We start from the raw sequence: 20,452 nt of genomic DNA, 5'->3' as shown, positions 1-20,452 counted from the left end.
ATGGGTACAGTCATCTGCGCGGGGCTTGGCCCCGGCGATCCCGACCTGATGAGCGTGCGCTCGCACCGGATGATTTCCGGCGCGCGCCACATCGCCTATTTCCGCAAGGCCGGCCGCAAGGGGCAGGCCCGCGCGATTGTCGACGGGATGCTGGCAGACGGCGTCATCGAGCACGCGATGGAATACCCGGTGACGACCGAGATTCATTTCTCCGACCCCGAGTACAACCGGGTGCTGGCGGAGTTCTATGACCGCTGGGCCGACACATTGGCCGAGATTGCCAAAGGTGAGGACGTCGTGGTGCTCTGTGAGGGGGACCCGTTCCTCTATGGCTCTTACATGCATCTCTACACCCGGCTTCAGGGCCGGGCCGCGCAGGAGATCATTCCCGGCATCACCGGCATGTCTGGTTGCTGGACTGCCTCTGGCCAGCCGATCACCTGGGGCGATGATGTTCTGACCGTGGCGATGGCCACTCTCAGCGAGGATGAACTGGCCAAACGCGCGTCCGAGACCGACGCGCTGGTGGTGATGAAAATCGGCCGCAACCTGCCCAAACTGCGCCGCGCACTGGAACGCGCGGGCCGCGCGGAGGACGCCTGGCTTGTCGAACGCGGCACCATGCCCGGCCAGACCGTGCAGAAGCTGTCAGATGTTGAGGGCGAGGTGCCTTACTTCTCTATCGTCTTGGTTCACGGACAGGGGCGCCGGCCATGAAACTATCGCAAAACGGCTGGGTGGTGATTGCCGGCCTCGGCCCCGGAAACGAGGCGCTGGTGACGCAGGAAGTGCGCGACGCCATTGGGGAGGCCACGGATATCGTTGGCTATATCCCTTATGTGAAGCGTATCGCGCCGCGCGAGGGCCTGACCCTGCACGCCACAGACAACCGGGTCGAGGTCGACCGCGCCACCCATGCGCTGGAAATGGCCGCCGAGGGCAAGCGCGTTGTGGTGGTGTCCTCCGGTGATCCCGGCGTATTTGCCATGGCCTCTGCGGTGTTTGAAGCGCTGGAGAATAATGCGGAAAGCAAACCGGAGTGGCTGGATCTGGAGATCCGCGTGCTGCCCGGTATTACCGCGATGCTGGCGGCTGCGGCTGCCATCGGCGCGCCGTTGGGGCATGATTTCGCGGCCATCAACCTGAGCGACAATCTGAAGCCCTGGAGCCTGATCGAAAAACGCCTGCAACTGGTTGGCGAGGCCGGACTGGCGATGGCGTTTTACAATCCGCGCTCCAAGTCGCGGCCGCATCAGTTTGCCCGCGCTTTGGAAATCCTGCGGGAGGCTTGCGGCGCGGATACCCTCATCACCTTTGCCCGTGACGTGACCAAACCGGGGCAGGAACTGCTGACCGTGCCGCTGAAGGACGCAACGCCGGAGATGGCTGACATGCGCACGGTGGTGATTGTCGGCAACCGCGACACCCGCCGGGTTGGCAACTATGTCTATACCCCCCGCTACGCGGCGGAGGGTTAAACCGGAGAATGCGACAGCCAGGCCATCACCTCTGCCACGCTGCCCTTGATGGGTCTTGCAGGCACCTGCGGCCTGCCGATCAAGATGACCGGCAGCGCGAGGTCGCGCGCGGCTATGAGTTTGGCTGCGGCGCCCGCGCCGCCAGCGTTCTTGGCGACGATATGCGTGATGCCATGGCGCTGCATCAGCGCGGTGTCGCCCTGAACGTCAAACGGGCCGCGGGCGGTTTCGACCGTGGTGCGCGGCAGCGGCAGGGGCGCGTCTGGTTCGTCCACCAGCCGAAGCAGGTAGTGGTGCTGGGGCTTGGCGGCAAATTGGGTCAGGTTCTGCTTGCCAATGGCCAGAAACACCCGTGCCGCGGCGTCGGGCAAAGCGTTAACGGCTTCATCAATAGTCCCGGCGTGAACCCAAGCGTCGCCCTCCCCCGCTTGCCAGGCCGGGCGTTCGAAGGCGCAAAGCTTCACATCCGTCGCTTCGCAGGCGTGAACCGCATTGGTGCTCATCTGCGCGGCAAACGGATGGGTGGCGTCGACCACATGAGTGATGCTTTCGGCCTTCAGATATTCCGAAAGCCCCTCCACACCGCCGAAGCCGCCGATGCGCGTGGGCAGGGGCTGGCTGACGGGCTTGGCGGTGCGGCCCGCGTAGGAAAACACCGCATCCGCGCCCGCCTCAGCCAAGGTTTTCGCGAGCGTCGAGGCCTCGGTGGTACCGCCCAGAAGAAGGATGCGTGTCATGTCTGATGGCCCTTTGAGACAGTGGCTTACGATCATCGGTCTGGGCGAAAATGGACTGGAAGGCTTGGGCGATGCAAGCCGGAAGGCGCTTGCGGAAGCCGAAGTGATCATAGGCGGCCCGCGGCATCTGGAATTGGCCGGCGCCGGCGCCAAAGGCCAGCCCTGGCCGGTGCCGTTTTCCATCGAGCCAGTGCTGGCGGCGCGCGGGCAGCGCGTCGCCGTTCTGGCCTCGGGCGATCCGTTCTGGCATGGCGCTGGTGGCTCGCTGATGCGGGATCTGGAGGCGGGTGAGTGGGTGTCGCACCCGGCGCCATCCTGTTTTGCGCTGGCGTCAAACCGGTTGGGCTGGAAGCTGGAAGAAGTGCTGTGCCTGGGGCTGCATGCGGCGCCTTACGCGCGGCTGCTGCCGCTGCTGGGCCGGGGCGTGCGGGTGATCTGCACCTTGCGGGATGGGGCGGCGCCTGCGGAATTGGCGGCCTGGCTGGTTGCGAATGGCCAGCCGGATGCGCGGCTGCATGTGATGGAGCGGCTTGGCGGCCCCAAGGAAAGGCTGTTCCATGCCACTGCCGAAGCTTGGGACCTGCCGCCAGGGGGGGCTCCGGTCCTTATGGCCATCGAGGCCATGCGGCCCGGGCTGCCGCAGGCGTCGGGGCTGGCGAAGGCGCATTTCGCCAGCGACGGGCAGATCACCAAGCGGCCCATCCGGGCGCTGACGCTGTCGGCACTGGCGCCGCGTGCGGGAGAGCTGTTGTGGGATATCGGCGGCGGGTCCGGGTCTGTTTCCGTGGAATGGTGTCTGGCTGCGCGTGGAGCGCGGGCGATCACATTTGAGCCGCGCGAGAGCCGGCTGGAGAATATCCGTACCAATGCGGCGGCGTTTGGACTGGACCACCGGATGCGTGCGGTTCTGGGCAAGGCACCGGATGTGCTGGACGGCCAGCCCCTGCCCGACTGCGTATTCATTGGCGGCGGCGGGTCGCAGGCTTTGCTGGACTATCTGTGGGACATCCTGCCCGAGGGCACGCGGCTGGTGGCCAATGGTGTCACACTGGAAACCGAGACCCTGCTGATGCAAGCCCATGCCGCGCGCGGCGGGCAGTTGTTAAAAGCTGAAATCGCCGAGGCAGGCCCGCTGGGGTCTATGCGCGACTGGCGACGGGCGCGGCCTGTCATTCAGTGGAGCGTCACGCGATGAAAGTGGCGGGGATTGGATTTCGTGAGAGCGCCGCGGCGGCGGATTTACAGGCGGCTTTGGCGCTGACTGGTGAGCGGGTGGACGCGCTGGCGTCTATTGCGGAAAAGGCCGCAACGCCCGCCATGCAGGACTTTGCGCGCAGCATCGGCCTGCCGCTGATTGCCTTGCGGGAACAGGATATTGCCGGGGAGCAGACCTTGACCTGCTCACCCCGGATCAAGGCGCGGTTTGGCACCGGCTCGCTGGCGGAAGCCGCGGCGCTGGCGGGCGCGCGCCATGGGGCACCGGGGGCGCGGGCGCGTCTCTTGGCCCCAAGAGTTGTCACCGCGGATGGGCTTGCCACCGCGGCCATAGCAGAAAGACTTGAGCCATGACCGTTCACTTCATTGGCGCCGGACCGGGCGCTGCCGACCTTCTTACCTTACGCGGGCGCGATATCCTCGCCGCCTGCCCGGTGTGCCTTTATGCGGGGTCGCTGGTGCCGGAGGAGATCCTGAGCCACTGCCCCGCGGACGCCAAGGTGGTGAACACGGCGGCGATGGATCTGGACGCCATCGTGGGTGAAATCAAGGCCGCCCATGCGGCAGGTCAGGACGTGGCGCGGCTGCATTCCGGCGATCTGTCGGTGTGGTCCGCAATGGGTGAGCAGATCCGGCGGTTGAAGGCCGAGGGCATTCCGGTCAGCGTCACCCCCGGCGTGCCGTCCTTTGCTGCCGCCGCTGCGGCGCTGGGAACCGAGCTGACACTGCCCGGCCTTGGTCAGTCGGTGGTGCTGACGCGCACGCCGGGCCGCGCGTCCTCGATGCCCGAAGGCGAGTCGCTGGCGAATTTTGCCAAAACCGGCACCACGCTGGCCATTCACCTGTCGATCGGCAATCTGGATCATGTGGTGGACAGCCTGACGCCGCATTACGGGGCTGATTGCCCGGTGGCGGTGGTCTATCGCGCCAGCTGGCCGGATCAGCAGATCATCCGCGCCACCCTTGAGACGCTGAAGGCATCGCTGGACGAAAAAATTTCGCGCACCGCGCTGATCCTTGTCGGGCCGGTACTGAAAGGCGAAGGCTTTGACGAAAGCTGCCTTTACGCCACAGACTACGACCGCCGCTATCGCCCGCAAAACGCGGACAGCCCATGGTCGAGCTGGAGCCACGGGGATGATTGATAGAATGGCTAATCCAATGACAGATATGAACCCTCCCGGACTGATGATTTCGGCGCCCTCCTCCGGCACCGGCAAGACCACGGTGATGCTGGGCCTTCTGCGGGCGTTGGCAGAGGACGGGCTGGTGGTGCAACCCTACAAGAGCGGGCCGGATTACATCGACCCGGCCTTTCACCTTGCGGCGGCGGGCAGGCCCAGTTTCAACCTCGACACCTGGGCGATGGACGCGGGCCTGCTGGATGCGGTCACGGGTCAGGCGGCGGGTGCGGAAATCTGCATCGGTGAAGGCTCGATGGGGCTGTATGACGGTGTGGCCACGCGCGGGCAGTCGGGCTTTGGCTCCTCTGCCGAGACGGCCAAGCGGATGGGCTGGCCGGTGGTGCTGGTGGTGGATGTGGGCGGACAGGCGCAATCGGCAGCGGCCACAGCGCTGGGGTTCAAGAATTACGATCCTGACCTGCCTTTTGCCGGCGTGATCCTGAACCGGGTGGCAAGCCCGCGGCATGAACGGCTGACGCGACTGGGGATGGAGAAGGCCGGTATCAAGGTACTGGGATCCCTGCCCCGGCGTGGCGATCTGGCGCTGCCGGAGCGGCATCTGGGCCTCATTCAGGCGGTGGAACATCCCGATCTGGAAGCGGCGATTGCAGGCTATGCGGCGTTCCTGCGCGAGAATGTCGATCTGGAGGCGATCAAGTCGGCGGCCCTCGCAGGTGCTGCTCCGGCGGCGGCAAAACTGCCTCTGCCCCCGGCGCAGCGAATTGCGCTGGCGCGGGATGCGGCGTTTTCCTTTACGTACCCGCATCTGCTGACCGGCTGGCGCGCGGCGGGGGCAGAGATCCTGCCATTCTCGCCGCTGGCGGATGAAGCACCTGCGGCGGACGCCGATCTGGTCTGGCTGCCCGGCGGCTATCCGGAACTGCATGGCGGCACCCTCGCGGCGGCGGAGACTTTCCGCGCGGGGCTGCGCAAACACGCCGAGACCAAACCGGTTCATGGCGAATGCGGTGGTTACATGGCGCTCGGCGAAGCGCTGATCGACAAGGAAGGCAACCGGCACCAGATGGCCGGCCTTCTGGGTCTTGTGACCTCCTATGAGAAGCGCAAATTCCACCTTGGCTATCGCCGGGCTGTGCTTCAGGCCGGAATGCCGGGCTTTGCGGCAGGCACCGCCCTGCGCGGGCACGAATTCCACTATTCGACCATTCTGGACGAACCCGATGCGCCACTGGCCAATGTCATGGACGCGGACGGCAACCCGGTGCCGGAAACCGGATCAATCAAAGGCCATGTCACCGGCACCTTCTTCCACCTGATCACCGGAGAGCAGGCATGAGCGGCTTTGTCAGCTTTGTCTCCTCTGGTCCCGGCGATCCGGAACTGCTGACCGTCAAGGCCGTCAAACGGCTGGAAGCGGCGGATGCGGTGCTGTTTGACGATCTGTCCTCCGGCCCGATCTTGACCCATGCCCGCGCGGATGCCGATCTGGTGGGCGTCGGCAAACGGGCGGGTCGCCCCTCGCCCAAGCAGGACCATGTGAGCCAGCTGCTGGTGGATTACGCCCAGAGTGGCCTGCATGTGGTGCGGCTGAAATCCGGCGATTCCGGTGTCTTTGGCCGGTTGGAGGAAGAGATCACCGCGCTGCGGCAGGCCGGCATCGGGTTCGAGATCGTGCCCGGCGTCACAGCGGCCTCAGCGGCGGCGGCGGCGGCGAACATCCCGCTGACCCGGCGGCTGACGGCGCGGCGGTTGCAGTTCATCACCGGTCATGACGTCACCGGCGGGCTGCCTGATCAGCTGAACCTCGCCGCGCTGGCGGACCCGGATGCGACCACCGTCGTCTATATGGGCAAGCGGACCTTTGCCTCACTGGCGGAAAAGCTGCTGGAGGCGGGGCTGCCCCCGCAGACTCATGCGCTGATTGCACTGGGGGTCTCGACGCCGGAGCAGGAGCTGCATTGCCATACAGTCGGCGAGCTGCCGGAGGTGCTGCGCGCGATGGAGACCACGGCGCCGGTGCTGATCCTCTACGGCCCGCTTGCCGATCAACCGGCGGATCCCGCCCACGCCGGGGTCAGCGCAAAGGACGACGGCTAACCAGCCGGTCACCGCGCGGTCCCTACACCCAGACCATAGGTCACCCCGCTCTGAGAAGTCACATCCTATCCGTGTTTCGCGGGTGGGATATTTCTATTTTTCCGTGTTCGCGACAGCTGACCCAAGGACGCGTCGCAATCGCCTTCTCCGGGGCCGGATTCGAACTTGACCGAGTCGGGGCACAGGGGCCACATAGGCGGCATATGGTGTTCCAACGGCGCGAAGCGTCAGGACTGAAACGGGAATGAGGAACGGTGGACCCAATCGCGGCACCGAAGCCTCAACCGCCCCCGCGACTGTGAGCGGCGAGCAGCTTTCCAACACCCACTGGCCAACTGGCTGGGAAGGGGGAAAGCAAGCAGCGACCCGCGAGTCAGGAGACCGGCCATGCAACAACAACATCCCGTCGGGTGAGACGGAGAGGAGACAGTTATGCATATCGAACCAGGCATCGTTGATGCCACCAAAATCGGCTTGTCTTATGCCACCGCCGCTGGCGCTGCGACTTATACCGCCAAGGAAACCTTTGCGGATCTGAAAAAGACCAATATCGCCTCCTACGCGCTGCGCGCACTGGTCGCGACTGTTGGCGTGTTCCTGTTCTTTGAGGTGCTGCCGCATTTCCCCGTTGGCGTGTCCGAGGTGCATTTCATTCTCGGCTCGACCCTGTTTTTGATCCTTGGATCTGCACCTGCGGCCTTTGGTCTGGCGGCGGGTCTGCTGATTCAGGGTGTGTTCTTTGCGCCGTTTGATCTGCCGATGTATTTCATCAACCTGACCACGCTGCTGGTGCCGCTGTTCGCGCTCCAGGCGCTGGCCAGCCGCATTATTGCACCGGGCACCGCCTATATCGATCTGAAATACAGTCAGGCGCTGGCGCTGAGCACTGCCTATCAGGGCGGCGTGGTGGCCTGGGTGGCGTTCTGGGCCTTTTACGGCCAGGGGTTTGGCGGCGAGACCGTGACCTCCGTGCTCACCTTTGGCGGCGCCTATACGCTGGTGGTCCTGATCGAGCCAATTGCCGATCTGGCGGTTCTGGCTGGTGCCAAGGCGATGCGTGGCCTCAACGGCAGCGCGCTGGTGACACCGCGCCTTTACAACAACGCCTGATCCTTGGCACATGAATGAACCGGCACGGCCCCGCCTTCGGGGCCGTGTTTTTGTCTGAAAGGCCCCGCGATGATTGACCTCACCCTGATCGGTATCGGCACCGGCAACCCGCAGCATCTGACCCTGCAGGCTGTTGAGGCACTGAACGCGCAGGATCTGATCCTGATCCCCAACAAAGGGACCGGTAAGGACGATCTGGCCGGGCTGCGTCAAGCAATCTGTGCTGAGGCGATCCGGGGTCATGGCCAGACCGGTGAAGCCCCCCGTATCGTGGAATTCGACTTGCCGGTGCGGGATGAGGCGACACAGGATTACCGACAGCGTGTCGACGACTGGCATGACGCCATTGCCGAGATCTGGTGGCAGACCATCACCACCCACCTGCCCGAGGGCGGCGCGGTTGGATTTCTGGTCTGGGGAGATCCCTCGCTTTATGACAGCACGATGCGGATTGCAGACCGGCTGAAGACGCGGACCGAGATTGCCCTGCGCGTCATTCCCGGCATTACCTCCATTCAGGCGCTGACGGCGGCGCATGCGATCCCGATCAATACCATCAACGGCCCCTTCACCATCACCACCGGGCGGCAGCTGCGCGATGCGGGCTGGCCGGAGGGGACCGAGACGCTGGTTGTGATGCTGGACGGGGCCTGTTCGTTCCAGTCGCTTGAGGCTGATGGCGTTGAAATCTGGTGGACTGCCTATGCCGGGATGGAGAACGAGATTTCGATCTCGGGCCCGCTGGACGAGGTCACCGATCAGATCATCGAAACCCGCGCCAAAGCCCGCGCCGATCACGGTTGGATCATGGATATCTATCTGCTGCGGCGTTGATTCGCGGATAACCAACTGGATCTTTCATGCGCATATACGCAACAATACCCGCACAGTTCAGACACTGTTAATTTCACCTAAGCACCCGTTAAGCATCATGGCGCGCTATGATGGCTTTTGGTGAAAATTCACAATAACTGCTTGTCACATTTTCATCAAAATAAGACCTTTGAGCATCAAACGCATGGGGGTGCCAAATGCCAATCGGACCAGATGATATAATCCTAACCGGCGGGCCCGGTGATGATCTGCTGACGGGCAACGAGGCCAACAACATGCTGGTCGGCGGCGCTGGCCATGACACGTTGCTGGGTGGCCTTGGCAATGATTCCCTGCAAGGCGATGGCGGAAATGACGTGCTGGATGGCGGCGATGGTGCCGATACGCTGCGCGGCGGCTATGGCAATGACACGCTTAATGGTGGCGATGGCGATGATGAGATTGAAGGGCTGTATGGCGATGACGTCATCGACTCAGGTGCGGGCAATGACCATGTGTTCGGTCGTGACGGCAATGATCTGATCTATGGCCGCGACGGTGATGACGAGCTGATTGGCAGCATCGGCACCGATACGATCTGGGGAGGCGCGGGCAACGACACGCTGGCGGGCAGCCAGGGCAATGACGAAATCCACGGCGGCGATGGGGATGATCTGGTGTTCATCGGGATTCCTGAGGATTCCGACCGGATTTTCCTTGATGCCGGTGATGACTTTCTTGACGGCAGCACAGCTGGCTCTTCGTTCTATGGCGAAGGCGGCACCGGCAATGATCTGATGAACGGCGGTGACGGCAATGACACCCTGCTGGGGCAAGATCACGACGATCTGATCAGCGGTGGCGCCGGCGATGACAGCCTGAGTGGCGGTGCTGGGAATGATGCGCTGAATGGCGGCCTTGGCAATGATTTATTGCAGGGCGGGGACGGCACGGATTACGCGCTCTTCAACCTGAATGCGCTGGATTACACTGTCTCGGTGACCAATGGGGCACTGACCGTCACAGGCGAAGGCATTGATATCGTCGAATCCGATATCGAGTTTCTCGATTTCGGAGATATCTCTGTCTCTTATGACGACATCCTCGAATCCGGCGGTTGGACCAGCGCGGCGCAGCCCTCTGTTGTTGAAACCAGCGGCGATGTGCGTTTGCTGATCTCTGCCGATGGCACGAGCTATATTCTGGAGTCTGGCGACCAGCAGACCAGTTTGCAGGACACAAACGGCAGTGTCGGGCCTGATAGCCTTCCTGATCTGGCCGCGATCCATGCGGAAAGCAGCGAAACCGGGTTTATCGTGCTATGGGAAAACAGTGCCGATGGCAGCTACAGCTATAGCGATGTTGGCGCGGATGGCCTGATCAGCACCCCGGTCCTGTTGGAGGATGTGCAGGCGGTCGAGGAACAGTTTGACGCGGATATCGACGACGACGGCGCGATCGGGCTGAACGAAGGCGGTGGTGGTGGTGAAGCTGGCGGTGGTGGCGGCGAAGGCTCTGGCCTGCTGTTCACCCTCGAAGGCGATGATGCGGCACTGTTCCAGGTCGATACAGAGACCGGCGCAGTCACCTATCAGGACTGGTACGACCCTTCCGTGGATGACGTATGGGATCTGGACCGTGACAATGTTTATCAGATGACCGTGGTCGGCACCGATGCTGAAGGCGTCGAAGCCAGCCGTGAGTATTTGGAGCTGGTGGTCACCGAGGATGGCGAGACCTGGCGCGAGGGCGACGGCAGCGGCGAAAGTAATGACGGTGAGGACGGTGATGGCGGGGCGGCGTCCGGTGAGGGCGTGGAACACGCGCCCGCAATGGACAGGCTCGCCGAGGCCAGCCTTAGCCAGCGCGATGAAACTGACGCTGATGACCAGGATTCAGTGGAGGCGCCGCAGGAACCCGATCCTTCGGATGCAGAGGTCGCCGACGACGAAGCGCCAACTTTGGAACCAGATGCCGAGACGACAGAGGACGACGCATCTGATCCCGAGGCAGAGCAGGCCCCGGACGCTGCGGAACCGCCGTTTGCGACCCTGGCTGCCGACGATCTGGTGTCCCTGCTGTTCACCCAGCCCGTTGAGGAAGACGAACTATTTGCCGATGATGACGAAGAGAACATGCCGGAGCTGATCTTCTGATCGCAGCCCCGGCACGACACCAAGATCGGGCCTGCTGACCAATGGCGGCAATACGCCCGTCCCCAGCCGCGACCCAAAAAAGCGAGCACCGTTGTTGGCGGTCGCAAGTCGCGCTTAAAATGCGCCAAAGGGCGGCATCAAAGGGGCAGGCACGGTCGCAAAAGCCGATGTCAGGTGACAGAAATGCCCCAATGTCGCCTATTGCGAAATTGCATCGGGCACCGACTGGATTGTCGAAAAAACCTCCTCCAGTGAGCTGTGCGGAAAAGCTGCTGCAAAATCCGCCCGAAGCTGATCCTGAAACGCTGCGGTGTCATAATCCGGTACGTTCTTGAGCAGCCGCGCGACCCGCTTGGCGTGCATATCGCGCGTATCGGCCGCTGAATGTGCGACATGAATATAGGAATGCGGGCGCGGCTCCATCATTGACGGCACCCGGTGAAAAGCCTTTTGATGCGCGCTGGCATAGGGGTTGCGGATATTGTCCGGGGCATTCACGAAGGCAAAGCCGATCGCGATAAAGGCTTCGATCTTGGGCAGCAGATATGGGCGGCCCTGATGCGCAAACAGATGAAACCCGCGTGGCAATGACAACAGCGTACCCGGTTCGGCATGTTGCGCCATCCGGCGCAAATCGCCAATCAACCCGGCCCCGATGGCATCATCATCATCCATTCTGAAATGGATCGAATTCTCCACCATCCCCTCTGTCAGCTCTTTGACGATAGGACGGAACGCATGCAGGATATTAGGCACATCGCTATAGCACAGGCGGATCTGCGGGATGTCTGCAACAGCCGCCGCCAGCCGAGTCTTGTAGGGCTGTGGCATGTCCTGCGACGCCATGACTAAAATTGTGAACTCCTGATCCGATTGCGCCTTGATTGACGGCAGGCAGATCTTTTCAAAGAAATGAAACCGGGTTTCCATGCGCAAAGGGTCAAAGAGGCGCTGAAAGTACTCCGCCTGCGTGGCACCAGGCACCCGTGACAGCCGCGCGTCACTGCGGCCCAGATAGGAAAACCGGATATACCCAAACACCTGCATACTGCTGCCCTAACATTTTGAATTCACACTATCAGTTCGGCTTAAACACTGTCAATTTGGTGGCCGTCGTCTGCCTGCAATAGGACCGCGACAGGGCGCTGCCCGATTATGGTGAGCATTGATCGCCCCTAGCGAAGTGGGTTACAAAATTTATCAACGCACCGATACGGTGCGACGCGGACAGCACCGGACGAACCAGGACAAAACCGTTGATCCGCGCCAGCAGGGCAGATGTAGTGACAGCATTGATGCAAACGACAAGCGTCTCACAGGCGGTGACAGGCGGCGATTTCTGGGTCGCGGGAAAAGACTGTGATCTGGTTGCACGTCTGAAATCGGACACGTTGCTGGTCACCTTTGACAATCTCGCATCCATCAATGAACGCCCCACGGAACGACCTTGGCCTGTCTGGATGCAGAGCCGGGCAACCGAGTCGAACTATAGCGTGCTGGGCGTGCAATCCCATCACAAGGATTGGTATCGCAGCGCTGAAGCCCCGGACCAGATAGCCGAGCTGCAGGCGCAGGGTTTCTTTAAGCGGTTTCAGAACATCGTTTTTACCGGGACATCCATGGGGGGGTTCGCAGCACTGTGTTTTGCAGGTCTGGTGCCCGGTGCACGGGTGCTGGCCTTTAGCCCGCAATCGACCCTGAACCGCGAGATCGCGCCGTTTGAACGGCGCTACCCCTATCCGTACCGCAAATTCGACTGGCAGACCCCGGATTATCTGGACGCGGCGCACTATGTCGGGCGCATTTCCGGCGGGCATGTTTTCTATGACCCCCAGGTGCGCGAAGATTGGCTACACGCACAGCGCCTGCAAACGCCGGGTCTGACCCAGGTGCCTATTCCCTATGCAGGGCACACGCTGATCCGCGTCCTGGCCAAGGCAGGGGCGCTTGATCATCTGATGACGACCTATCCCGGTTCAGGCCGGGTTGATGCCGATTTTTTCCGTCTGCTGCGCAACAAACGCGCCAATAAGGCCTGGGCAAAACCGTTTCTTGCGGCGGCCCTCGCCCGGGGGAACGGCCCGCTTGCCCATCGCGCCTGCAAGGCTTTGCACCGAGAGCATGGACATGGTTTTGCGCGCAGGCAACTACGGCAGATCAACGCTGCGACCAAGTAAGGGAGATCTACCAGCCCTCTGGTCGCCTGTACTTCAGGCTTTCTGCCAGACGACCACGCGGCTGCGATATTCCTTGTTGGTTTTGCGCCAGTCCAGAGTTTCACGCAAGGCACCATGCGGCTTTAGGCTGCGGCTTAGCATATCCTCCAAGGCCTCGATATCTGCGCCAAAAGGATCCAGCGCATTTGCCGCGTCTCTTGATTGTCCCTTGGTGTAATCCAGCAGAATGACACCGCCGGGTTTCAGGGACTTGGCCCAATTCCCAAACGCCTTCTCAGGGTCGAAGGCGTGATCCCAGCTGTTGGAATAGACAAAGTCGGCCGTGCCCTGCCAATCCGGGTTTTCGTCATGAAAATCCCATTGGACCGTATCGGGAAATTCCTCAGCGGTGTCAGAAATCTCTGTCCCCACGACGGTCGGCGATCCGGGCAGATGTGTCTTGAACCAGGCCTGCTCAAGCCCGCGTCGGGTGCCGTGGCACAGACCAAAATCAATGATATCAAATATTCCGCCAAGATAGGTGCTGAGCGCTTGAATGTGGCTTTCCTTGACAAACTGCATCCGTAGCTTTGCTTTGTTACCGGCCACTTGGACCTCACGGTAGGTCTCATAGTCGGGGTACTGATGTGTCACGATTCCGGCCTGTTCGACCCGCGTTGCATTGGCTCTTTCTTCAGCCTCTTTCAGCGCGCGTTTATATGGTCCGATTTTCTTTTCTGTCATCCGTCCGATTTCCCTGCCCATTGTGTCGCACTTATTATGTTTGATGCGGTCGGCCCGAGGCCGTGACTGGTGATCTCAGGCCTGCCGCGAGTATCGCCCCACCCCTATTGCGTGCTGTCACCGGCGTCCGGCGGCGGCTGAGGTCCGGGGGCCGCCGGTGCCTGTAGCATCAGCAGGAGAGCCGAGGCCAGAGGATTGTCTGCGGGTGGGTGGTAGCCCATTTTGGCCAGAGCCCTGAGGGCGCGGGGCTCATCCATCGCACCCGCCAGGGCGCGTGCACCCAACACGATCGCCAGCGGACGCGCGTTTGGCCCTTGGGCTGCAGTTTCATCCTGAGCATCAAGCGCCGCGGTCAGCATGGGTTCATCAACACGTGGGTCGTTCAGAACCAGAACGTCACAGGCCACCTCATCCATGAACCACCGCAACCGACGCGCAGCCTGCGCCCCATCCGATCCGTCGAACAGCGGGTCTGTCGCCAAGCGAAGCCTTGGTCCGGGTTTCAATCCATTCGCCTGCCAGATCCGCGCAGCCATCTGGGCGAGGCCCGGGTTGTCTTCCTGCGCTGTCACAGTAACGGTCGGATGCTCTGTTGCGATGATCGCAGGCAAGACACCTGCCCCGGCCCCGACTTCCAGATAGGACATCCCCGGTTGCAGCAGTTTCGGAATACGGCGCGCTGAATTGCGTTCGAATTTGCCATCCGCAATCAACTGCAACGCCGACGGTCTGAAAACACGTGGGTCTGCAGGGATCTTTAGCCCGCGATTGGGGAACAGCTCGACCGCGATGTCATTGTCCAGATTGATCGTCTCATTGACATAGATATCGCTCGCGGTTCCCCAATCGACATGCGCCTTGTGGCGGCGTTCCGATTTCGGGCGGGTGTTGCGCTGTGCTTCGACATCGGACATCAGGGCTGCGATCTGGGCTGGATCCCGTGGCTTTGGCGGTGTGGCCACCACCTGGGTGATCGGAACGTCTGATGCTGTCTTTAGCCCCGTGACCAGCTCGTCATAGGCGGGGCTGTCCTTGAACTCGGCCAGCCGCGCCTCGGCTCGGTCGATGGCGTTATGGTGCAGCTGGTGTAACACCGGATCCTGCAACAGCTGGGCGAGGATCTCGTCACGTCGGGCGCGATGGCGCAGAATGGCATCGTCAAACACCTCATTGCGATCCTGCAATGCCCAGTAATCGGCGTTATACTTGTCTTTCTTATTGTTCACATTGCCGCGAAATTTGCGGATCGCGTAGCTGTCGATGGATTTGACCGCATAGTGGTTCATCTGGGCCCAGTCATACCCGACCGTGCGCACAATCGACCGCCAGCCGCGATACTTGAAGTAGTCCTCCATCGGCTGTCCAGAGCCATTGAGCCAGTTCACACTGTCCGGGAAACCGGTCTTAAGGTGTTTATTCTTGATCTTGGGACGATGGATACCCAGCACCCAATACTCGGGGTCGAACTGAAACAGGGTTTTTACGCCCCAGCCCTTGTTCCACATCGCCGGCGCCGCATAGAGATATTGTTCGGTCACCAGGTCACGCGACCAGTGATGCACCCCGCCCGAGCCAAAGGTCCGCCAGGTGATCACGATACCATTGGCCTCCACATCCTTGGCGGCGGCAATCATGTCGTCCAGTGACCCATCGCCGTGGCGAATGCACAAGAATTCATCGGCATCAAACACCAGCACCCAATCGCTGGCCCTGACCAGTGGATCCTTCTGCGCGTATTTCAGGGCCGAGGGCTGCGGTCGCATCCCGTCGGGGATGTCATTGCGCCGGTGATGCGCCAGGCCCAGTTTCTCTAGCCGGATCAACATGTCATCCGTACCGTCAGAGCAGTCATTGGTATAAACAAGCAAATCGGTGAAGCCGATGGCCAGATGATGGGCGACCCATTCCAGCACAAAAGGGCCTTCGTCTTTCATCATCGACACGGCCGTGACACGGCCATGCGGGCTGATATGCTGCGTCAGTGCAAAATCAACCGTTCCGAAAATATCGGAGACCACGCAGTCGCGCTGTTCATCCTGGTGTCGTTTCGCCATATCAGATTTGTTCTGCCCGCAGGCCATCGGCCCATCATTTTTGTCCTGTCAAACCTGCCATAGGCCCGCCCACAGGGACAGCAAAAAACGCGTCACCAGGGCTGCCGATTGCACTGGGACACAGGTCTGCATGGTGCCATTGCGCCTGCGTAGTGCGATTGCGTCCACCGGCCCGGAACAGAAGATTGCAATACGACCCTGCGACGTGGCAGAAAGCCAGAGAGAACGCAGAATAATATGCGACGGCAAAGAGCGGAGATTTTCATGACAGAGCTTAACCGGCGGCCCGTAGCGTCGCTGTGGATCGGGGAGTCGCTGCATTACCTAAATCAGCTCTGCCTGAAATCGCATTTGCTGGCCGGGCATCCGACCATTCTCTATTGTACCGATGACGTGCAGAACGCGCCGGATGGGGTCGAAATCCGGCCCGCCTCAGAGATTATGGACATCGACATGTCCATCGTTGACCAGACCAGCGCGTCCTTTCTATCGAATGTCTTTCGCTACAAGATGATCAAGAAAACCGATGCGATCTGGATTGATTGCGATGCCTTCTGTCACAAACCCTTCCCCGATGAGATGCAGAACATCTACGCCGGGCACGGGTTTCGGGGCGCGCTGAATTGTGGTGTTGTCTATATCCCGCCGCAGGGTGAATTGATCGACATGCTGCTGGACTACTACGAAAACCTCCCCGAGGCCCCGCCGTGGTTCAACAAGAACCAGCGGCGCAAGCTGGAGAAGTTTTCCTCAGACCCCCATCCGGTGCGAATTTACAAGGCCGAGCGCACGGCCTTTGGCCCCCAGGCCTTTACCTATTTTGCCCAGCAGACCGGCGACTACGATAAGGCGCTCAGCCCGGACTGCCTGTATCCGGTACCGTTCCAGCTGAACGATGTTTTCTATGATCCACATGGGCGGGTTGAAGGGCATTTTACCGAAAACACCCTATCGGTTCATCTATACACCAATGGCACCAAGCCCTGGTGGCGCAAGAATGTACCTATGGAAGGCTCTTACGCGGACCGCATGTGCCGTCAGGTTGGTATTGATCCGAGCCTGGCTCTCAAATGATGCAGTCGGGCCCAGAAGCCATGGAAGAAACCAGCGATCTGACCATCTTCTATATTGTCGAGCCGCCGGACTATCAGATCCTGGCCTGCTCGCTTCTGGCCTCGATCAGATCCTGCTTTCCGGCCAGCGTCAAAGCAGTGGGGTATTGCCCCGAGCACCGTTATGACGAGCTGCATCCGGGGGTGCTGCGCGCGCATGAGATGATGGGTGCCGAGGTCCGAACCTTTCGCACCGATGATCGGTTTGACCCCGCCTACCCCCATGGCAACAAGATCCTGGCCGCTTTGGAAAAACGCGACAGTGCCTACTCGATGTTCGTGGACTCAGATGTCTTGTGTCTGCGTGAAAATACCCCCGCGAACATCCTCAAACCGGGTATGGTCTCTTGCTCGATGGCAGCGTCGATGCTGTGGGGCGATCAGTCCATCTGGGATGTGATCTATGGCGCGCTCAACATAGAGATTCCACCAGAACGCTATGAATTGATGCGCCGCAGCAAGGGGAAAGTTGTTCCCTATTTCAGTGCGGGGCTGGTGGCATTTCCAGAACAGGACGTCAGCGGCAAGGGCCGGTTCCCCGATGTCTGGTACGACACCGCGCAGATTATTGACCGTGTTGAGAGTCTGGACAAGCGGCGTCCCTATCTGGATCAGATGACGCTCCCCGCTGCGATCCGGCGTGCCGGGCTGGACTGGAACATCCTACCGGAAGAACAGCACTACATTCTGGGCGGCAAGCTGAAAGGCGAACCCCTGCCCGAAGATCGCGATATCTATACAATCCATTATCGCAACCTTCAGAACCTCCGAAGTGTTGGCCATATGCCGACCGCGCGGGAGTTCCTACAGCGACATACCGGCGAAAAATACGTGCGCAGACTTGCTCCTGACGGAGACGGCGAGCGCTAAATCAGCCTGTCCTCTAGGGAATAAGATCGCCCGTCGCTCGCCCACAGGTTCCCTATGCGCGGGCCATCCTGGCAGCCCCGCCGTTGCAATCATAGCTGCGCTGCCGCCTTGCCACACATTGGCAAGCGGCCCTTTGCCTGTTCGGGGCCGGAACCCGTTCGCCCGCGCTATAATATGGGTGGTTCATCCCCCTAAGGCATACCGGGAACGGGCTTGATTTTTGCCACTGTTAGCGATAACGATGCGACAATTGTCAGACCACCGGGATACCCCGCAGAGGGCTGAACCCACATCACCAGCCGGAGTTGCACCTATGACCCTGAAAATTGCGATCAATGGATTTGGACGAATTGGCCGTGGCGTGCTGCGCGCCCTTCTGGAAAGCAATACCGATGACATCTCGGTCGTCGCTATCAATGATCTGTCGCCCGCCGAAACCCTGGCGCATCTGCTGAAATATGACAGTGTGCACGGTCGTTTGCGCGCGCCGGTCAAAGTCGACGGCGGCACCATGCATGTGGGCACCCACAGCATCCGCCTGACCGCGATCCGCAACCCGGAAGAGCTGCCCTGGCAGGATGTGGATATTGCCTATGAATGCACCGGCCTGTTCACCAGCCGCGATACCGCTGCGAAACATCTGAAAAATGGTTCCAAACGCGTGCTGATTTCGGCACCCGGCAAAGATGTGGACCGCACCGTGGTCTTTGGCGTCAACCATAGCGCGCTGACCGTGGATGATGTGATTGTCTCCAATGCGTCCTGTACAACCAACTGTCTGGCACCCGTGGCCAAGGTGCTGGATGATACATTTGGTATCAAAACCGGCTATATGACCACGATCCATGCCTATACCGGCGACCAGCCAACGCATGATACCAGCCATAAGGATCTGTATCGCGCGCGCGCTGCGGCCTTGTCGATGATCCCAACGTCAACAGGGGCTGCTCGTGCCATTTCCGAGGTGCTGCCGCATCTGAAAGGGCGTCTTGAAGGCTCGGCGATCCGTGTGCCGACACCCAATGTATCGGTTGTGGATCTCAGCTTCATTCCAGAGAACCCGGCCACCGTCGACAGCATCAACGCCGCGATGAAAGCCGCAGCCGAAGGCGATCTGGCCGGGATCCTGTCCTATGAGACCGATCCGCTGGTTTCTGTTGATTTCAACCATGACCCGCATTCCTCGTGCTTTGCGGCACCACAGACAGCGGTCACCGCCGAAGGTCTGGTGCGCGTGGTCAGCTGGTATGACAATGAATGGGGCTTCTCCAACCGGATGATCGATACCGGTCGCCATATGGGCAAGGTAATGAACGGTTAGGCGTCAGACATCAGCACAATTGCAAAGGGCTGCCCGCGGGCAGCCCTTTTTCGTGAACCCCGCATGACTGCGGATCAGATGCGGAAAATGGGCTGTAGCAGCCGCGGCACCAGCGACCGGAACCGCAACGCAGCATCTGTTGCCGCCAGACAGATGCAGGTCTCGCCATCCTCTGCAATCGGCGTATGCTCCAGATCATCATTCGCGACTTCCAGATCGCCAACACCGTAGCGGCCCGTTTCATCGCGAAACGCCCCCTGTAGCACCAGTGTCAGCTCTAACCCGTTGTGGCCATGATCCGGCACCGCCTGCCCCGCAGGGATATACAGCAGCCTGACGCTGCTGCCCTGGTCATGGCTGAGGATAGATTGACGCACACCCAGGCCAAGCGATTTCCATTTTGGTGGCAAACCGCCCAGCGCCTCCATCACCGGAGCTGGGAAAACGCCGGAACGCTGGAACTGAGGCTGCTCTTCGAAAGGATCATCCAACTGGTCAAACACCCGCTGCCGCAGATCACCCGACAGGTCCTGCGTCCCACAGCTTTCCAGCACCGAACCGCCGACGGCCTGATGCGCGTTCAGCCGCACACGACAGGCATCGCACATCGACAAATGTGTCGCGACAACCAGCGAATACGCGTGAGGCAGATTGCCAGAGGCATAGGCAACCAACAGCGGGTCAGGGATATGATGGCGTGCGCCGGTCATGTTAGTCCTTGTTCTTTCAACTCGTGACGCAACCGCTCAAGCCCGAGACGGATGCGGGATTTTATCGTACCCAGCGGCAATCCGGTCTGCTTATGGATATCCGCATGTGTCAGCTCGCCCAGATAGGCCTTTTCAACCATCTCGCGCTGTGCCGGTTTCAACCGATCCAATGCGGCGCGCAGCTTTTGTGTCTCTTGATCCAGCGCCAAAACCTGTGCTGCATCTTCCTGTGTCTCTTCCGGCAGCTTCAGCTCTTCCGGTACTGGACGACGCTCCTTGCGGATCACGTCAATCTGCCTGTTGCGGGCGATCTGGTAGATCCAGGCCGAAACCTGCGCCCGTTCAGGATCAAACATCGCCGCCTTGCGCCAAACCGTCAGCATGACGTCCTGAACCACATCCTCTGCCTGGTTCGGCGGCATACCGGACCGGCAGATGACCCCCTTCAGGCGCGGAGCAAAATGGTCAAACAGGCGACCGAACGCAACTCTGCACCGGTCATCGCGCACGGCAAGCATCCAAACGGTCTGCTCAGACAGGCTCTCCCGTTCCACTTTTTTCCTTTCGCGCAAAACACTTGTGTCACCGCACACCGTAGCGGGCGGCGCAGGAGCTGCAAGAGAAGGATCGCTCAGCATGGTCAACATGTACGGATTACGAGTGCTTTGCAGTTTCGGATCACTCTGCGTGCAAATTTTTTTTGCTTTTCTTCGAGGCAGCAAAAATTGGCGAAG

At 60.8% G+C, this 20,452-nt stretch carries 20 protein-coding genes and 1 riboswitch; of the genes, 14 read left to right on the top strand and 6 right to left on the bottom strand.

Annotation, left to right across the window (positions count from 1 at the left end; translation table 11 throughout):
• Nucleotides 1-717, top strand: a complete 717-nt coding sequence (locus PhaeoP97_RS03860; RefSeq protein WP_072503959.1) for a precorrin-2 C(20)-methyltransferase — start codon at nucleotides 1-3, stop codon at nucleotides 715-717.
• Nucleotides 714-1,478 (top strand): precorrin-3B C(17)-methyltransferase, encoded by a 765-nt coding sequence (cobJ, locus tag PhaeoP97_RS03855; protein WP_072503958.1) that lies wholly within the window; start codon nucleotides 714-716, stop codon nucleotides 1,476-1,478. The genes PhaeoP97_RS03860 and cobJ overlap by 4 nt, the downstream gene beginning before the upstream one ends.
• Here cobJ and PhaeoP97_RS03850 read toward each other — a convergent pair.
• The gene (locus PhaeoP97_RS03850; protein WP_072503957.1) at nucleotides 1,475-2,215 is read right to left on the bottom strand and encodes a cobalt-precorrin-6A reductase; all 741 of its coding nucleotides are present in this window, start codon (nucleotides 2,213-2,215) and stop codon (nucleotides 1,475-1,477) included. The genes cobJ and PhaeoP97_RS03850 overlap by 4 nt on opposite strands.
• Between PhaeoP97_RS03850 and cbiE the strand changes: the two genes are divergently transcribed.
• The 8 genes from cbiE (at nucleotide 2,214) to PhaeoP97_RS03810 (ending at nucleotide 10,751) form a co-directional block, all read left to right on the top strand.
• A complete protein-coding gene (gene cbiE / locus PhaeoP97_RS03845; protein ID WP_072503956.1) occupies nucleotides 2,214-3,410 on the top strand; it encodes a precorrin-6y C5,15-methyltransferase (decarboxylating) subunit CbiE in 1,197 nt (398 codons plus the stop codon). The two genes, PhaeoP97_RS03850 and cbiE, sit on opposite strands and share 2 nt — an antisense overlap.
• Entirely contained in the window at nucleotides 3,407-3,784 is a 378-nt protein-coding gene (locus PhaeoP97_RS03840) for a cobalamin biosynthesis protein (RefSeq protein WP_072503955.1), read from the top strand. Before cbiE ends, PhaeoP97_RS03840 begins: the two co-directional genes overlap by 4 nt.
• Entirely contained in the window at nucleotides 3,781-4,575 is a 795-nt protein-coding gene (gene cobM / locus PhaeoP97_RS03835) for a precorrin-4 C(11)-methyltransferase (protein WP_072503954.1), read from the top strand. The genes PhaeoP97_RS03840 and cobM overlap by 4 nt, the downstream gene beginning before the upstream one ends.
• 16 nt (nucleotides 4,576-4,591) lie before the next feature.
• A complete protein-coding gene (locus PhaeoP97_RS03830; protein ID WP_072503953.1) occupies nucleotides 4,592-5,911 on the top strand; it encodes a cobyrinic acid a,c-diamide synthase CobB in 1,320 nt (439 codons plus the stop codon).
• Nucleotides 5,908-6,672 carry a uroporphyrinogen-III C-methyltransferase gene (gene cobA, locus PhaeoP97_RS03825; RefSeq protein ID WP_072503952.1) on the top strand — a complete coding sequence of 255 codons (765 nt, stop codon included), beginning with the start codon at nucleotides 5,908-5,910 and terminating at the stop codon, nucleotides 6,670-6,672. Before PhaeoP97_RS03830 ends, cobA begins: the two co-directional genes overlap by 4 nt.
• A gap of 187 nt (nucleotides 6,673-6,859) precedes the next feature.
• A riboswitch (cobalamin riboswitch) is annotated at nucleotides 6,860-7,076 on the top strand.
• A 28-nt stretch (nucleotides 7,077-7,104) separates the two neighbouring features.
• Nucleotides 7,105-7,782 (top strand): energy-coupling factor ABC transporter permease, encoded by a 678-nt coding sequence (locus PhaeoP97_RS03820; RefSeq protein WP_072503951.1) that lies wholly within the window; start codon nucleotides 7,105-7,107, stop codon nucleotides 7,780-7,782.
• A gap of 69 nt (nucleotides 7,783-7,851) precedes the next feature.
• On the top strand, nucleotides 7,852-8,616 hold the full coding sequence (cobF, locus tag PhaeoP97_RS03815) for a precorrin-6A synthase (deacetylating) (protein WP_072503950.1): 765 nt from the start codon (nucleotides 7,852-7,854) through the stop codon (nucleotides 8,614-8,616).
• 197 nt (nucleotides 8,617-8,813) lie between these two features.
• Nucleotides 8,814-10,751: a hypothetical protein gene (locus PhaeoP97_RS03810; protein ID WP_072503949.1), complete on the top strand. Its 1,938-nt coding sequence runs from the start codon at nucleotides 8,814-8,816 to the stop codon at nucleotides 10,749-10,751.
• Nucleotides 10,752-10,949: 198 nt separating this feature from the next.
• Here PhaeoP97_RS03810 and PhaeoP97_RS03805 read toward each other — a convergent pair whose 3' ends face one another.
• Nucleotides 10,950-11,798, bottom strand: coding sequence for a glycosyltransferase (locus PhaeoP97_RS03805; protein ID WP_072503948.1), 849 nt, complete (start codon nucleotides 11,796-11,798; stop codon nucleotides 10,950-10,952).
• Between the two features lie 248 nt (nucleotides 11,799-12,046).
• Here PhaeoP97_RS03805 and PhaeoP97_RS03800 point away from each other — a divergent pair, with 248 nt between their 5' ends.
• Nucleotides 12,047-12,928 (top strand): hypothetical protein, encoded by an 882-nt coding sequence (locus PhaeoP97_RS03800; protein WP_072503947.1) that lies wholly within the window; start codon nucleotides 12,047-12,049, stop codon nucleotides 12,926-12,928.
• A gap of 33 nt (nucleotides 12,929-12,961) precedes the next feature.
• On the opposite strand, the gene PhaeoP97_RS03795 is transcribed toward PhaeoP97_RS03800, so the two are convergent.
• Nucleotides 12,962-13,651: a class I SAM-dependent methyltransferase gene (locus PhaeoP97_RS03795; RefSeq protein ID WP_072503946.1), complete on the bottom strand. Its 690-nt coding sequence runs from the start codon at nucleotides 13,649-13,651 to the stop codon at nucleotides 12,962-12,964.
• 104 nt (nucleotides 13,652-13,755) lie between these two features.
• Complete coding sequence (locus tag PhaeoP97_RS03790) at nucleotides 13,756-15,705, bottom strand: glycosyltransferase family 2 protein (RefSeq protein ID WP_083570418.1); 1,950 nt, start codon at nucleotides 15,703-15,705, stop codon at nucleotides 13,756-13,758.
• A gap of 264 nt (nucleotides 15,706-15,969) precedes the next feature.
• Between PhaeoP97_RS03790 and PhaeoP97_RS03780 the strand changes: the two genes are divergently transcribed.
• From PhaeoP97_RS03780 to gap, 3 genes are all read left to right on the top strand, one after another.
• Nucleotides 15,970-16,779 carry a hypothetical protein gene (locus tag PhaeoP97_RS03780; protein ID WP_072503943.1) on the top strand — a complete coding sequence of 270 codons (810 nt, stop codon included), beginning with the start codon at nucleotides 15,970-15,972 and terminating at the stop codon, nucleotides 16,777-16,779.
• Nucleotides 16,779-17,687 carry a hypothetical protein gene (locus tag PhaeoP97_RS03775; protein WP_237028977.1) on the top strand — a complete coding sequence of 303 codons (909 nt, stop codon included), beginning with the start codon at nucleotides 16,779-16,781 and terminating at the stop codon, nucleotides 17,685-17,687. The genes PhaeoP97_RS03780 and PhaeoP97_RS03775 overlap by 1 nt, the downstream gene beginning before the upstream one ends.
• Before the next feature lie 313 nt (nucleotides 17,688-18,000).
• Nucleotides 18,001-19,008 (top strand): type I glyceraldehyde-3-phosphate dehydrogenase, encoded by a 1,008-nt coding sequence (gene gap / locus PhaeoP97_RS03770; protein ID WP_072503942.1) that lies wholly within the window; start codon nucleotides 18,001-18,003, stop codon nucleotides 19,006-19,008.
• Nucleotides 19,009-19,082: 74 nt separating this feature from the next.
• Here gap and PhaeoP97_RS03765 read toward each other — a convergent pair whose 3' ends face one another.
• Both PhaeoP97_RS03765 and PhaeoP97_RS03760 read right to left on the bottom strand, forming a co-directional pair.
• Nucleotides 19,083-19,718 carry a ChrR family anti-sigma-E factor gene (locus PhaeoP97_RS03765; RefSeq protein ID WP_072503941.1) on the bottom strand — a complete coding sequence of 212 codons (636 nt, stop codon included), beginning with the start codon at nucleotides 19,716-19,718 and terminating at the stop codon, nucleotides 19,083-19,085.
• Nucleotides 19,715-20,365: a sigma-70 family RNA polymerase sigma factor gene (locus PhaeoP97_RS03760; protein ID WP_072503940.1), complete on the bottom strand. Its 651-nt coding sequence runs from the start codon at nucleotides 20,363-20,365 to the stop codon at nucleotides 19,715-19,717. Before PhaeoP97_RS03760 ends, PhaeoP97_RS03765 begins: the two co-directional genes overlap by 4 nt.
• Between the last annotated feature and the right edge of the window lie 87 nt (nucleotides 20,366-20,452).

The sequence above is a fragment of the Phaeobacter porticola genome (genome assembly GCF_001888185.1).
GTDB classification, from domain to species: Bacteria; Pseudomonadota; Alphaproteobacteria; order Rhodobacterales; family Rhodobacteraceae; genus Phaeobacter; species Phaeobacter porticola.
The sequence above is the reverse complement of the archived record's forward strand: the minus strand, read 5'-3'. Positions and strand labels throughout refer to the sequence as shown.

Excerpts from the sequence above, each read along its gene's own strand:
- PhaeoP97_RS03765 (WP_072503941.1), bottom strand. The coding sequence starts at position 19,718 with ATGACCGGCGCACGCCATCATATCCCTGACCCGCTGTTGGTTGCCTAT.
- PhaeoP97_RS03860 (WP_072503959.1), top strand. The coding sequence starts at position 1 with ATGGGTACAGTCATCTGCGCGGGGCTTGGCCCCGGCGATCCCGACCTG.
- cobF (WP_072503950.1), top strand. The coding sequence starts at position 7,852 with ATGATTGACCTCACCCTGATCGGTATCGGCACCGGCAACCCGCAGCAT.
- cobA (WP_072503952.1), top strand. The coding sequence starts at position 5,908 with ATGAGCGGCTTTGTCAGCTTTGTCTCCTCTGGTCCCGGCGATCCGGAA.
- PhaeoP97_RS03760 (WP_072503940.1), bottom strand. The coding sequence starts at position 20,365 with ATGTTGACCATGCTGAGCGATCCTTCTCTTGCAGCTCCTGCGCCGCCC.
- cobM (WP_072503954.1), top strand. The coding sequence starts at position 3,781 with ATGACCGTTCACTTCATTGGCGCCGGACCGGGCGCTGCCGACCTTCTT.
- PhaeoP97_RS03840 (WP_072503955.1), top strand. The coding sequence starts at position 3,407 with ATGAAAGTGGCGGGGATTGGATTTCGTGAGAGCGCCGCGGCGGCGGAT.
- PhaeoP97_RS03830 (WP_072503953.1), top strand. The coding sequence starts at position 4,592 with ATGACAGATATGAACCCTCCCGGACTGATGATTTCGGCGCCCTCCTCC.
- PhaeoP97_RS03775 (WP_237028977.1), top strand. The coding sequence starts at position 16,779 with ATGCAGTCGGGCCCAGAAGCCATGGAAGAAACCAGCGATCTGACCATC.
- cobJ (WP_072503958.1), top strand. The coding sequence starts at position 714 with ATGAAACTATCGCAAAACGGCTGGGTGGTGATTGCCGGCCTCGGCCCC.
- PhaeoP97_RS03810 (WP_072503949.1), top strand. The coding sequence starts at position 8,814 with ATGCCAATCGGACCAGATGATATAATCCTAACCGGCGGGCCCGGTGAT.
- cbiE (WP_072503956.1), top strand. The coding sequence starts at position 2,214 with ATGTCTGATGGCCCTTTGAGACAGTGGCTTACGATCATCGGTCTGGGC.
- PhaeoP97_RS03850 (WP_072503957.1), bottom strand. The coding sequence starts at position 2,215 with ATGACACGCATCCTTCTTCTGGGCGGTACCACCGAGGCCTCGACGCTC.
- gap (WP_072503942.1), top strand. The coding sequence starts at position 18,001 with ATGACCCTGAAAATTGCGATCAATGGATTTGGACGAATTGGCCGTGGC.
- PhaeoP97_RS03800 (WP_072503947.1), top strand. The coding sequence starts at position 12,047 with ATGCAAACGACAAGCGTCTCACAGGCGGTGACAGGCGGCGATTTCTGG.
- PhaeoP97_RS03780 (WP_072503943.1), top strand. The coding sequence starts at position 15,970 with ATGACAGAGCTTAACCGGCGGCCCGTAGCGTCGCTGTGGATCGGGGAG.
- PhaeoP97_RS03790 (WP_083570418.1), bottom strand. The coding sequence starts at position 15,705 with ATGGCGAAACGACACCAGGATGAACAGCGCGACTGCGTGGTCTCCGAT.
- PhaeoP97_RS03805 (WP_072503948.1), bottom strand. The coding sequence starts at position 11,798 with ATGCAGGTGTTTGGGTATATCCGGTTTTCCTATCTGGGCCGCAGTGAC.
- PhaeoP97_RS03820 (WP_072503951.1), top strand. The coding sequence starts at position 7,105 with ATGCATATCGAACCAGGCATCGTTGATGCCACCAAAATCGGCTTGTCT.
- PhaeoP97_RS03795 (WP_072503946.1), bottom strand. The coding sequence starts at position 13,651 with ATGACAGAAAAGAAAATCGGACCATATAAACGCGCGCTGAAAGAGGCT.